At 67.6% G+C, this 11,911-nt stretch carries 13 protein-coding genes and 1 tRNA gene; 10 read left to right on the forward strand and 4 right to left on the reverse strand.

The window, feature by feature from the left end; translation table 11 throughout:
* Positions 1-462: 462 nt before the first annotated feature.
* Positions 463-1,827, forward strand: a complete 1,365-nt coding sequence (locus tag BRX43_RS03650) for a dihydrolipoyl dehydrogenase (protein ID WP_164523514.1) — start codon at positions 463-465, stop codon at positions 1,825-1,827.
* A gap of 49 nt (positions 1,828-1,876) precedes the next feature.
* Here the strand turns inward: BRX43_RS03650 and BRX43_RS03655 are convergent, their stop codons facing one another.
* Positions 1,877-2,140 carry a hypothetical protein gene (locus BRX43_RS03655; RefSeq protein WP_125993491.1) on the reverse strand — a complete coding sequence of 88 codons (264 nt, stop codon included), beginning with the start codon at positions 2,138-2,140 and terminating at the stop codon, positions 1,877-1,879.
* Positions 2,141-2,237: 97 nt separating this feature from the next.
* Between BRX43_RS03655 and BRX43_RS03660 the strand changes: the two genes are divergently transcribed.
* From BRX43_RS03660 to BRX43_RS03690, 7 genes are all read left to right on the forward strand, one after another.
* Positions 2,238-3,182, forward strand: coding sequence for a DnaJ C-terminal domain-containing protein (locus BRX43_RS03660; protein ID WP_125993492.1), 945 nt, complete (start codon positions 2,238-2,240; stop codon positions 3,180-3,182).
* Positions 3,183-3,198: 16 nt separating this feature from the next.
* Positions 3,199-4,161 carry a YihY/virulence factor BrkB family protein gene (locus tag BRX43_RS03665; RefSeq protein WP_241214761.1) on the forward strand — a complete coding sequence of 321 codons (963 nt, stop codon included), beginning with the start codon at positions 3,199-3,201 and terminating at the stop codon, positions 4,159-4,161.
* A 10-nt stretch (positions 4,162-4,171) separates the two neighbouring features.
* Positions 4,172-4,975, forward strand: coding sequence for an enoyl-ACP reductase FabI (gene fabI / locus BRX43_RS03670; protein ID WP_125993494.1), 804 nt, complete (start codon positions 4,172-4,174; stop codon positions 4,973-4,975).
* 3 nt (positions 4,976-4,978) lie between these two features.
* Entirely contained in the window at positions 4,979-5,503 is a 525-nt protein-coding gene (locus BRX43_RS03675; RefSeq protein WP_125993495.1) for an N-acetyltransferase, read from the forward strand.
* Entirely contained in the window at positions 5,500-6,567 is a 1,068-nt protein-coding gene (gene aroC / locus BRX43_RS03680; RefSeq protein ID WP_125993496.1) for a chorismate synthase, read from the forward strand. The genes BRX43_RS03675 and aroC overlap by 4 nt, the downstream gene beginning before the upstream one ends.
* Positions 6,568-6,626: 59 nt before the next feature.
* Positions 6,627-7,121 carry a hypothetical protein gene (locus BRX43_RS20485; protein WP_206433095.1) on the forward strand — a complete coding sequence of 165 codons (495 nt, stop codon included), beginning with the start codon at positions 6,627-6,629 and terminating at the stop codon, positions 7,119-7,121.
* A 65-nt stretch (positions 7,122-7,186) separates the two neighbouring features.
* A complete protein-coding gene (locus BRX43_RS03690) occupies positions 7,187-7,459 on the forward strand; it encodes a hypothetical protein (protein WP_125993497.1) in 273 nt (90 codons plus the stop codon).
* 537 nt (positions 7,460-7,996) lie between these two features.
* On the opposite strand, the gene BRX43_RS03695 is transcribed toward BRX43_RS03690, so the two are convergent.
* Positions 7,997-8,086 (reverse strand) — tRNA-Ser (locus tag BRX43_RS03695).
* A gap of 153 nt (positions 8,087-8,239) precedes the next feature.
* Here BRX43_RS03695 and BRX43_RS03700 point away from each other — a divergent pair.
* A complete protein-coding gene (locus tag BRX43_RS03700) occupies positions 8,240-8,992 on the forward strand; it encodes a DUF1134 domain-containing protein (protein WP_241214744.1) in 753 nt (250 codons plus the stop codon).
* 138 nt (positions 8,993-9,130) lie between these two features.
* Positions 9,131-9,862: a ParA family protein gene (locus BRX43_RS03705; protein WP_125993499.1), complete on the forward strand. Its 732-nt coding sequence runs from the start codon at positions 9,131-9,133 to the stop codon at positions 9,860-9,862.
* A 66-nt stretch (positions 9,863-9,928) separates the two neighbouring features.
* On the opposite strand, the gene hslU is transcribed toward BRX43_RS03705, so the two are convergent.
* Positions 9,929-11,230 carry an ATP-dependent protease ATPase subunit HslU gene (gene hslU / locus BRX43_RS03710; RefSeq protein ID WP_125993500.1) on the reverse strand — a complete coding sequence of 434 codons (1,302 nt, stop codon included), beginning with the start codon at positions 11,228-11,230 and terminating at the stop codon, positions 9,929-9,931.
* Positions 11,231-11,283: 53 nt separating this feature from the next.
* Entirely contained in the window at positions 11,284-11,862 is a 579-nt protein-coding gene (hslV, locus tag BRX43_RS03715) for an ATP-dependent protease subunit HslV (RefSeq protein ID WP_125993675.1), read from the reverse strand.
* Positions 11,863-11,911: the final 49 nt, after the last annotated feature.

The following is an 11,911-nucleotide window of genomic DNA, read 5'->3' on the forward strand; positions in this document are numbered from 1 at the left end:
TATGGATACGGTTCAGGACATATGAGAACGGCTTATTAGCTTAACGTGCACGTACCACCTTGCATGGCACACACACGAGCCGCCGCCCACATGTCCCTTCATCTTCAAACTACAATGTCAAAGAACCCCGAACATCAAACAAACAACCATCCACTCCCCTTCCAGGAAGCCAGGTCGTCCGATCTGTCCGGCGTCGCAGCCAACCAAACCATCCGGTCCGTCGCTGCGGTGACGCGCCCTCTAACCATCACCCCTCAAACCGTCAAACGGTTTTCGTCACGGATGCGACTTTTTTCCGTCGTACGCCTGTCATGCCGGTGGGTCGGCCGGGGTGGTCGCCGGACTGCGCGGGTAATCTGCAGCAACAATCCGCGTCGTGGCGAGGAACCGCCGCCATGGTCCGGCTCTTCCGCTAGAGCGGGTCCTTCCTCCCGCAATGGATCGTCCCGATGGAGATGCGATTTGGCCGAACGGCAGTGCGACGTGATCGTGATCGGGGCCGGCACCGCCGGCCTCCATGCCTATAAGACCGCGACGGCGCGAGGCGCGGAGACCGTCATCGTCGAGCGGGGCGCCGGTGGGTCGACCTGTACGCGGATCGGCTGCATGCCGTCCAAATTGCTGATCGCCGCGGCGCGTACGGCCCGGACCTGCGAAGGGGCCGGGCGCTTCGGAGTCGAGACCGGTCCGGTGTCGATCGATGCGGCCGCCATGTGGGCGCGCGTCCGGCGCGAGCGGGACCGCTTCGTCGACGCGATCCTGGAGGAATATCACGCCATTCCCGATGCCGACCGTATCCACGGCACAGCCCGCTTCACCGGCAAGGACAGCGTCCAGGTGGATGGGGAGCGAATCCTCGCGCGACAGGGCATCGTCATCGCCACCGGGGCCCGGCCGATCGTGCCCGACAGCCTGGACGCGGTCCGCGATCTGGTCCACACGCATGAGACGATCTTCGACCTGGATCACCTTCCCCGGGCGATAGCCGTGCTGGGCGCGGGGCCGGTCGGGCTGGAACTGGCGCAGGCCTTTGCCCGGCTGGGCGTGGCGGTCGCCCTGTTCGATCCCGGCGACACGATCGGCGGCCTGGCCGATCCGGACACCAACGCCGCCGCGATCGAGGCGTTGGGGCAGGAGGTGACGCTGCACCTGGGCGTCGAGACGAAGGCCGAGCCGACGGACGATGGGCGCGCCCGCCTGTCCTGGGACGGCGGCTCGACCCTGGTCGACCTGATCCTGGCCGCCACCGGGCGTCCGCCGGAGCTCAAGGACCTGGATCTGGACCAGACCGGCCTGGAACTGGACGATCACGGCACGCCGCTCTTCGATCCGCAGAGCCGGCGCTGCGGCGACAGCGCCATCTTCGTCGCCGGCGATGCCAATGCCTGGCGGTCGGTGCTGCACGAGGCGGCGCGCGGTGGGCGGATCGCCGCGACGGTCGCCACCGGCGGCGAGCCGCCCCGCACCCTGCCCGCCTTCGCCATCACCTTCACCGAGCCGAACCTGACCGAGATCGGCATGGCGTTCGACGATCTGCCGGACGATGTCCGGATCGGTTGCGCCAAGGTGGCCGACAATGGCCGCACCACCGTCGATGGCGCGACGCAGGGGCTGATCCGGCTCTATGCCGATCGGGACGGGAAATTGCTCGGCGCCTCGATCGCCGCGCCCGAGGGCGAGCATCTGGGCCATCTGGTCGCGCTGGCGATCGATCAGGGGATGGACGTGGCGCGCTTCGCCGACCAGCCCTGGTACCATCCGACCGTCGAGGAATTGTTGCAGATGGCGGCGCGCGATATCACCGGGTCCGAAGACCTGCTGGTCTGACCTGCGACGCTCGGCCGGCCGGTCCCGTCCGGGAACGGCCGGCCGGACATCATTCCCCGGTCGTGGCGGCGTTGCCATTTTCGCCCGAGGGATCGGCCTTGCCGCCGCTGCCCGAATAATCGATCTCGGTCTGGCCGCCATGGCCCAGGAAGCCGCTATTCTCGCCGGCATCTTCCTTATCCGTTTGCGGGTTGGGATAGGCGCCGCCGCCGCTCTCCCCGCCCTGGTGCTTGGCGGGCGTGTCCTGCACGCCGTCGCTCCGGCCCTTGGCGCCGTCGCCGCCGGCGGCCTGCATGGGTTGCTTGTCGGTCATGGTTTTTCTCCTCCGCCATCCAACGCGCGAGGCCGCGAGCGCGTTGCGCTGCCGGAACGTCTGCCCCACATAGGTGGGTAAGATACAGGGACCAACGATGGCAGATCCGTACCAGATCCTCGGCGTGGCACGCACCGCGACCGAGGCCGATATCAAAAAGGCCTATCGCAAGCTCGCCAAGGAGCTGCACCCCGACCGCAACACGGACAATCCCAAGGCGGCCGAGCGGTTCAGCCAGGCGACCAACGCCTATGACCTGCTGTCCGACAAGGACAAGCGCGCCCGCTTCGACCGGGGCGAGATCGATGGCGACGGCAATCCCGCCGCCCCGTTCGGCTATGGCGGCGGCGGTCCGCGTCCCGGTGGCGGCGGCGGCTTCCGCAGCCAGGGCTATGAATTCGGCGGCGGCGAAGCCGATGTGGGGGATATTTTCGAAGGACTGTTCGGTGGCGGCCGGTCGCGGGGCGGCGGCGGCTTTTCCGGCGGGTTCGGTGGCTTCGGCCGACAGGCGCCGTCCAAGGGCAGCGACATCCAGTATCGGTTGCAGGTCCCCTTCACCGATGCCGCGACGCTGACGCCGCAGCGGGTAATGCTGGGCGACGGCAAGGCGATCGAGGTGAAGCTGCCCGCCGGCGTCGCGACCGGTACGCAGATGCGCCTCGCCGGCAAGGGCGAACCCGGCGCGGGTGGCGCGGGCGATGCGATCGTGACGATCGAGGTGCAGCCGCATCGTTTCTTCACCCGCGACGGCGACGATGTCCGCGTCGACCTGCCGATTGCGCTGTCCGAGGCGGTGCTGGGCGCGAAGGTGAAGGCGCCGACGGTCGAGAATCCGGTGATGCTGACTGTGCCGGCGGGCACCAGCTCGGGCAAGACACTGCGCCTCAAGGGCAAGGGATTCCACAAGAAAGGCGGCGGGCGCGGCGACCAGCTGATCACGCTGATGGTCGATGTGCCGGCCGAGGATGCCGGGCTTCGCGACTTTGTCGAGGGCTGGGCCGCAACGCAGGTCGGGAACCCGCGCGCCTTCATGGGCGTCTGACGTCCCTGTGGACGATATCGGTGAACTGACCCCGGAGGCGCGGGCCCATCATCATGGCAGGACCCGCGCCAGGCTCGATCGGCAACTCGCCAAGGTGCGGCCGGGCAGCTATGCCTTCGAGATATTGAAACGGTCGGCGCTGGGCGTGTTCAACGACGGTTTCACCCATGCCGGCAACCTCGCCTATCTGGCGCTCATGACGCTGTTCCCCTTCTTCATCGTGGCGGCCGCCGTGCTGTCGCTGCTGGGGCAGAGCGACGAGACGGTGCGGACGGTGGAGGGATTCCTCCATGTCCTGCCGCACGACGTGGCCGACATATTGGAGAAGCCCATCTCCGACGTGCTGAAGGCACGGACCGGGTCGCTGCTGTGGCTAGGCGGGCTGATCGGCCTGTGGACGGTCGGCGGGTTCGTCGAGACGATCCGCGACATCTTCCACCGTGCATATGGCGTGAAGGCGACCGCGCCCTTCTGGCGGTCGCGCCTGTCGTCGTCGGGCGTCATCATCCTGTCGGTGGTGGTCGCGCTGTTCGCCTTCCTGGCGCAGGGGGTGCTGACCGCCGCCGAGCAGTTCGTCTATCGCCTGCTGCCCTTCGCGCGCGACTGGGTCGGGCTGATCGGCCTGTCGCGGCTGGTGCCGGGCGTGGTGATGTTCGGCGCGCTCTACATGCTCTTCTATTCGGTTACCCCGTCCAAATATCGCTATAGCGATTGCCGTAAATGGCCAGGCGCGCTGTTCACGACGGTCTGGTGGGTGTCGATGACCGCGCTCCTGCCGGTGGTGCTGTCGCAACTGGGCGGCTACGACCTGACCTATGGCAGCCTGGCCGGCGTCGTCGTCATGCTGTTGTTCTTCTACATCATCGGCTTGGGACTGGTATTCGGCGCGCATTTGAACGCGGCACTGGCGGAACCGGCCGAGGAGGCGCTACAGGAACCCGACACGACATCGGCGCCGGCGGGAGCGGCGCCAGTTTAAGGGTTTCGGCGTGAACGGATTGATGACAGGCAAGCGCGGGCTGATCATGGGCTTGGCGAACGATAAATCGCTGGCCTGGGGCATCGCCAAGCAATTGTCGGCGGCAGGCGCGGAGCTCGCCTTCTCCTATCAGGGCGAGGCGATGGCGAAGCGGGTGCGGCCGCTGGCCGAACAGCTCGGCACCGCAAGGCTGTTCGACTGCGACGTGTCCGACATGGCGGCGCTCGACGCCACCTTCGCGGCGCTGGCGGCGGAATGGCCGACGATCGACTTCGTCGTCCACGCCATCGGCTTTTCCGACAAGTCGCAGCTGCGCGGGCGCTACTACGACACCACGCTCGACAATTTCCTGATGACGATGAACATCTCGGCCTATTCGCTGGTCGCGGTGGCGCAGCGGGCGCGGGCGATGATGCCCAACGGCGGCGCGATCCTGACGCTGACCTATTATGGCGCGGAGAAGGTCATCCCCCATTACAACGTCATGGGCGTGGCCAAGGCGGCGCTGGAGACGAGCGTCAAATATCTGGCGGTCGACCTGGGCCCGGACAATATCCGCATCAATGCCATTTCCGCCGGCCCGATCCAGACGCTGGCGGCGCGCGGTATCGGCGACTTCAACTATATCCTCAAGTGGAACGAGCTGAACGCGCCGCTGCGCCGCACCGTGACGATCGAGGATGTCGGCGGCGCGGGGCTGTACATGCTCAGCGACCTGTCCTCGGGCGTGACCGGCGAGATCCATCATGTCGATGCCGGCTACAACGTCATCGGCATGAAGGCCGAGGACGCGCCCGACATCGCGCTGGCCTGAGCCATGATCGCGATCCGGCCCGCGCGCGGCGAGGATGTCGCCGCCATCGACACGCTGCTGCGCGCCTGCTTCCCCGCGCCGCATGAGGCGAATCTGGTCCGCGACCTGTGCGCGGAGGGCGACATGGTGCTCGTCCTCACCGCCTGGGACGAGGAGGAGAGCCGCGTCGCCGGCATGGTCGCGTTCAGCCGCATGAACGTCGAGGTCGGCGGCAAGCCGGTGAGCGCGGTGGCGCTGGCCCCGGTGGCGGTCGCCGCCGCCTATCGCCGGCACGGCGTGGCCGAGGCGCTGATCACCGCCGGGCTGGAGCGGCTGGAGATGGAGGGCGTCGTGCTCTGCTTCGTGCTGGGCGAGCCCGAATTCTACAACCGCTTCGGCTTCCAAGCCGATGTCGCCCAGGGGTTCGAGACACCCTATGCCGGCGAATTCCTGCTGGCGCTGCCGCTCCAGGGCGGATTGATCCCCTGCGGCGTGCGTGGGCCCGCCACCCATGCGCCCGCCTTCACGCGATTGGGCAAGGACGCATGAGCTGGAACAGCTTCGGACGGGTGTTCCGCTTCACCACCTGGGGTGAGAGCCACGGACCGGCGATCGGTGCGATCGTCGATGGCTGCCCGCCGGGCCTGCCGCTCACCGAAGCCGATATCCAGCCCTGGCTCGACCGGCGGCGGCCCGGCACCTCGCGATTCACCACGCAGCGGCGCGAGCCCGATGAAGTCCGCATCCTGTCCGGCGTGTTCGAGGGGCGGACCACCGGCACGCCGATCAGCCTGATGATCGAGAATGTTGACCAGCGGTCGAAGGACTATGGCGAGGTCGCCAAGGCCTATCGCCCCGGCCATGCCGACTATACTTATGACGCCAAGTACGGTTTTCGCGACTATCGCGGCGGCGGCCGCTCCTCGGCGCGCGAGACGGCGAGCCGGGTCGCGGCGGGGGCGGTCGCCCGCGCGGTGATCCCGGGCGTCCGCATCCGTGCCTGGGTCGAGGCGATCGGCGGCGACGCGATCGATCCCGCCCGGTTCGACGATGCGGCGATCGACGCCAATCCCTTCTTCTGCCCCGACCCGGTCGCGGCCGAGCGCTGGGAGGGCGTGGTCGATGCGGCGCGCAAGGCCGGGTCGTCGCTCGGCGCGGTGGTGGCCTGCGAGGCGACGGGCGTGCCCGCCGGCTGGGGGGCGCCGCTCTATGCCAAGCTCGATTCGGAACTGGCGGCGGCGTGCATGAGCATCAACGCGGTCAAGGGCATCGAGATCGGCGACGGCTTCGCGGCGGCGGCCCTGTCGGGCGAGGCGAATGCCGACCCGATGCGCCCGGGCGCGGACGGCCCCGCCTTCCTCGCCAACCATGCCGGCGGCATCGCGGGCGGCATCGCCACCGGCCAGCCGATCCGCCTGCGCGTCGCCTTCAAGCCGACCAGCTCGATCCTGACCCCCGTTCCGACCATCACTCGCGACGGCGGGGCGACCGAGATCGCCACGCGCGGCCGTCATGATCCATGTGTCGGTATTCGCGGTGTTCCGGTGGTCGAGGCGATGGTCGCGCTGGTATTGGCCGATCAGGCGTTGCTCCACCGCGCCCAGTGCGGATGAGTACAGGAACTATTCTCTAGTCTGCGCCGTTACTTGCTCCGTATAATCGGAGAGAAAACATGCGTATCATCCTTCCCTTGGCGGCAGCGATGCTCGCTTTGCCTGCCATCGCCACCGCCCAGACTTCGACCATGGGCGGAACGACTGGCCAGACCGGCACCATGGGCACCGGTACAATGGGTACGGGCACGATGGGTACGGGCACCATGGGCACCGGCACGACGGGCGGCACCACCGCCGGTCAGAGCACCGGCACCCAGACCACTCCCGGCACCCGCAGCACGACGCGCGGCAAGCGCGGCAGCGGCAAGATGAGCGGCGGCGCGACGACCGGCGGCACCATGGGCGGCTCGACCGGCACCAGCACGACCGATCCCTATGGCGGCACGGCCGGTTCGACGTCGGGCAGCATGGGCGGCACCGGCACCATGGGCGGCACGACCACGGACGGCACCATGGGTGGCACGATGGGCGGCACCGGGACGACCGGCGGCACCATGGGTGGCACGACCGGGACGACGTCCGGCACCATGGGCGGCACGACCCCGCGCTGATCAATAACGGCAGGGGGCGTGGCCTGGACGGGCCACGTCCCCTTCGTCATGACAGGAGATCGCCGATGCGTATTTCCAAGCTTGCGATGATCGCGGTCATCGCCCTTCCCTTACCCGCCATGGCGCAAGTCGCTCGAGAACCCGTGGAACAGAAGGTACCGGCCCCCGGCGCCACCCCTACCCCCACCACACCCGACGATCATATGCCCGCTTCCCCCGAAGCCCGACAGAGTGAGCGCGCCGCCCCTGGCGAGGCCGTGCCGACCAACGAGGCTCCCGCATCGCGTCCGCCCGTTGAACAACCTGTCCCACCGGCCAACGATCCCACCAAACGCTGATTCAAAAAGATCGGCTGGTATTCCCAAACGCGCTAGCCAATTTGCGTTCCCTTAGCGGATAATAGCGTCGGATTGACCCAAGCCTTCATTGCGAGCGGAGCGAAGCAATCCATAGCTGCGTCCGTGACGCCCCGGATTGCTTCGCTCCGCTCGCAATGACGATTCCCATGTCGAAATCATGTCGTCAGGCTTTAATGGAGTGAGACAATCACCGTGTTGCCGTGACCGCCCGGTCCCTGCCGCATGGATTTGTGTCGGTATTGCCAGTCGCACCCTTTCGCGTTGCTCAGTCCAATGCCGGCATCCGGTCTTCTGCTACTTGAACAAGACGCAAGACCGCACCCTTAACAACTGGATCACAAGCATCCGTCTTAAGTCACTGATGAACGATTAAGACCCGAAATGTTTGGAATCTTTGCGCGACCAACTAACCTATGATTGGCCAGCCCATAGTCTAGATCATGACGAACCTAGCTGCCGGGACAGGATCAGCGGCAAACGCTGCAATCCTCAGGCGCCTGTGGCGCCGGCACAGCGTGGCGGAGACGGAGGGATTCGAACCCTCGGTACGGTTTCCCGTACGACGCTTTAGCAAAGCGTTGGTTTCAGCCACTCACCCACGTCTCCGGATGCGGCAGGCGGCGGCTATAGCCAGCGTTTCGCCCGGGATCAACCGCCTTTCCATGCGACGGATCGTGCAATCGTTCATTGCATGGCAAGGCTGGGGTTGGTTAACCGGGCGCGGTCCTCGACAGGGGCGGTTCGGGTTAAGGGGCGATGATGGTGAAGTGGCTGACAACATGGGCGGCGGTGACCGCCATGGGCGCAATGCCCGTCGCGGCGCAGGTGCGGACCATCGATCCCAATCGCGCCGTCGATGGCGATCTCGCCGGGCCGCCGCCCGCGTCGACGCGGCCCGCCGCCAGCCAGCGCCCCTATGCCCCGCCCGCCGAGCAACCGGCTTCCTTGCCCGAGACGACCGCACCCTTGCCCCAGGGCTCGAGCCCGCCCGCGCAGCAGGCGCGCGCCAATGCCACCACCCAGGCCGCCGACACCTTCGAGCGCGACGATTTGATGGCCGCTGGCGAGGGCGTGTTCGGCAAGGGCGCGGAAGGGCTGGCCGGGATCATCGAGAAGATCCTGAAGGACCAGGGCCGCCCCAATGCCTATATCGCCGGGCGCGAGGCGTCGGGCGCGTTCGTCGTCGGCCTGCGCTACGGCTCGGGCGTGATGACCCACAAGGTCGAGGGGCAGATGCCGGTCTATTGGACCGGACCGTCGGTCGGCTTCGATGTCGGCGGCGATGCCAACAAGGTGTTCGTGCTCGTCTACAATCTGTACGACACCGAGGAGCTGTTCCACCGCTTCCCCGGCGCGGAAGGGCGTCTCTATGCGATCGGCGGATTCGCGGCGACCTATCTGCGGCGCGGCAATGTCGTGCTGATCCCGATCCGGCTGGGCGTCGGCTGGCGCGCGGGCGTCAATGTCGGCTATATGAACTTCACCCACAAGACGCGGTGGCTGCCGTTCTGAGCGGGAAAAATCGGCGTCGGGAATAGCCGGACAAGCCCCTGTAAAGTCCCGGCAATATTCCACCTGTGGCCGCGCGGCCCCGGTCGGCGCGCTTTGCGGCACTGGTCGCGCGCCCGTCCCCGCGCTAGCCTCGCGGCGATGGCCACGATCGCAGTCTACAGCCTGAAGGGGGGCGTCGGCAAAACCACCATGGCGGTGAACCTGGCCTGGTGCGCGGCGACCCTGTCGGCGCGCCGCACCCTGCTCTGGGACCTCGATCCGCAAGGCGGCGCGACCTTCCTGCTCGGGGCGGAGCGAATCGGACTAGGCCAGGCCCGTGCCGTCTTCGCCCGCGACATTTCGCCCGACAAGCTGATCCGGCCGAGCGGCATCGACCGACTCGACCTGCTACCCGCCGACCAGTCGCTGCGCGGGATCGATCATTTCTTCCACGGGCTGGGCAAGAAGCGGCGGTTGCAGCGCCTGGTCGAGGCATTGGTCGGCCGCTACGACCGGATCATCCTGGATTGTCCACCCGGGCTGACCGAGACGACCGAGCAGGTGATTCGCGCCGCGACACTGATCCTGGCCCCGGTCATCCCCTCCCCCCTGTCGCAACGCGCCTTCGAGGAGGTTGCGCGGCACCTGTTATCGGCCGGCGGGCGTCACGCGACGATGCTGCCGGTGTTCAGCATTGTCGACCGCCGCCGCGCGCTGCACAACGCCGCGCTTGCCGCCGCGCCCGACTGGCCGGTGATCCCGATGGCGAGCGCGGTGGAGGCGATGGCGGTCCACCGCCAGCCGCTCGGCCGCTTCGCCCCCGCCAGCCCGGCGGCGGAGGCGATGACCCGGCTGTGGACGGGCGTGGAACGGCGTCTCGCGCAGGGTTGAACCGGCCGCTCCCCCGCACCCCATCCCGGCGATGGGTTGTGGGTAAGCGTCCAAGCCAGCCGCGCCTTACAGCACGAACCGGCTGAGATCGGTGTTCCGCGCGATGCCGGCGAGTTGCCCGTCGACATAGGCCGCGTCGATCGTCAGCGTTTCGCCCTTGCGATCCTCGGCGTTGAAGCTGACCTCCTCCAGCAGCTTCTCCATGACCGTCTGCAGGCGGCGCGCGCCGATATTCTCGACCTGCCCGTTCACCTCGGCGGCGATGCGCGCGACGGCGGCGATCCCATCATCGGTAAAGGCGATGTCGACCTGCTCGGTCGCGAGCAGCGCCTTGTACTGCGCGGGCAGCGATGCCTTGGTGTCCGACAGGATCGCGACGAAATCCGCCTCGGTCAGCCCCTTCAACTCGACGCGGATCGGCAGGCGGCCCTGAAGCTCGGGCAGCAGGTCCGACGGCTTGGCGACATGGAAGGCGCCCGAGGCGATGAAGAGAACATGATCGGTCTTCATCGGCCCATATTTGGTCGAGACGGTCGTTCCCTCGATCAGCGGCAGCAGGTCGCGCTGCACGCCCTCGCGGCTGACCGAGCCACCGCGCACGTCGCTGACCGCGATCTTGTCGATCTCGTCGAGGAAGACGATGCCATTCTCCTCGGCATTGGACAGCGCGACGCGGTTGACGTCGTCCTGGTCGAGCCGCTTGTCGGCCTCCTCCTCGACCAGCTTGTCCCAGGCGGCGCGGACGTTGATCTTGCGCTTCTTGAGCGGCGGGCCGCCAAACGCCTTGCCCATCATCTCCGACAGGTTGATCATGCCGACATTGCCGCCGCCGCCGGGCATCTCGAACGGCATTTGCGGGGCCTGCTCGATCTCGATCTCCACCTCGGTCTGGTCGAGATGGCCGTCGCGGAACCGCTGTTCGAAGGCGGCGCGCGTCGCCTGGCTCGAATCCTTGCCGACCAGCGCGTCGAGCAGACGGGCGAGCGCCGCCTCCTCCGCCTTGTCCCTCACCGCGACGCGGCGGCGGTCCTTCTCCAGCCGGATCGCTTCCTCGACCAAGTCGCGCGCGATCTGCTCCACGTCGCGGCCGACATAGCCGACCTCGGTGAACTTGGTCGCCTCCACCTTCACGAAGGGCGCGTCGGCCAGCTTGGCGAGGCGGCGGCTGATCTCGGTCTTGCCGCAGCCGGTCGGCCCGATCATCAGGATGTTCTTGGGCGTCACCTCGTCGCGCAATTCGGCGTCGAGATGCTGGCGGCGCCAGCGGTTGCGCAGCGCCACCGCCACCGCGCGCTTGGCATCGGCCTGGCCGATGATGTGCGAATCGAGCGCGGCGACGATCGTCTTGGGCGTCAGTTGGTCGTTCATGGAATCAGAAGCCTTGATCGGCGGACAGGGAAGGTCGGAAAGGCGGGGCCGCGTCAGCTCGCGCTGTCGAGCGACTCCAGCGTCAACCGGTCGTTGGTGTAGACGCAGATCTCGGCGGCGATCTTCATCGCCTTGCGCGCCAGCGTCTCGGCATCGGGTTCGTAATCGGCCAGCGCCCGCGCCGCCGACAAGGCATAGTTGCCGCCCGATCCGATCGCGGCGATCCCCGCCTCCGGCTCCAGCACGTCGCCGTTCCCGGTCAGGATCAGCGTCACGTCCTTGTCGGCGACGATCATCATCGCCTCCAGGTTGCGGAGATATTTGTCGGTGCGCCAGTCCTTGGCCAGCTCGACCGCCGCGCGCATCAGCTGCCCGCCATGCCGCTCCAGCTTGGCTTCCAGCCGCTCGAACAGCGTGAAGGCGTCGGCGGTCGCGCCTGCGAAGCCGCCGATCACCGCGCCGCCGTCCTTGTCGGTCGCCCCCAGCCGCCGGACCTTGCGGGCGTTGGGTTTCATCACCGTCTGGCCCATCGACACCTGGCCGTCGCCGACCACCACGACCTTGCCGCCGCGACGGACCGACAGGATGGTGGTGCCGTGCCAGACCGGCGCAGCGCCACCGCGTTCATTCATGTTCCCGCTCATGGTCCGCATGTAGGCGTGGCGCCCGCCGGTTCAACGT

It is taken from the genome of Sphingomonas sp. S-NIH.Pt15_0812 (assembly GCF_003951315.1).
GTDB lineage: Bacteria > Pseudomonadota > Alphaproteobacteria > Sphingomonadales > Sphingomonadaceae > Sphingomonas.

What these genes read in the sequence shown, in the direction of transcription:
- aroC (WP_125993496.1), top strand. Translation starts at nt 5,500, where the DNA reads ATGAGCTGGAACAGCTTCGGACGGGTGTTCCGCTTCACCACCTGGGGT.
- BRX43_RS03675 (WP_125993495.1), top strand. Translation starts at nt 4,979, where the DNA reads ATGATCGCGATCCGGCCCGCGCGCGGCGAGGATGTCGCCGCCATCGAC.
- BRX43_RS03690 (WP_125993497.1), top strand. Translation starts at nt 7,187, where the DNA reads ATGCGTATTTCCAAGCTTGCGATGATCGCGGTCATCGCCCTTCCCTTA.
- hslU (WP_125993500.1), bottom strand. Translation starts at nt 11,230, where the DNA reads ATGAACGACCAACTGACGCCCAAGACGATCGTCGCCGCGCTCGATTCG.
- BRX43_RS20485 (WP_206433095.1), top strand. Translation starts at nt 6,627, where the DNA reads ATGCGTATCATCCTTCCCTTGGCGGCAGCGATGCTCGCTTTGCCTGCC.
- BRX43_RS03655 (WP_125993491.1), bottom strand. Translation starts at nt 2,140, where the DNA reads ATGACCGACAAGCAACCCATGCAGGCCGCCGGCGGCGACGGCGCCAAG.
- hslV (WP_125993675.1), bottom strand. Translation starts at nt 11,862, where the DNA reads ATGAATGAACGCGGTGGCGCTGCGCCGGTCTGGCACGGCACCACCATC.
- BRX43_RS03700 (WP_241214744.1), top strand. Translation starts at nt 8,240, where the DNA reads ATGGTGAAGTGGCTGACAACATGGGCGGCGGTGACCGCCATGGGCGCA.
- BRX43_RS03705 (WP_125993499.1), top strand. Translation starts at nt 9,131, where the DNA reads ATGGCCACGATCGCAGTCTACAGCCTGAAGGGGGGCGTCGGCAAAACC.
- BRX43_RS03660 (WP_125993492.1), top strand. Translation starts at nt 2,238, where the DNA reads ATGGCAGATCCGTACCAGATCCTCGGCGTGGCACGCACCGCGACCGAG.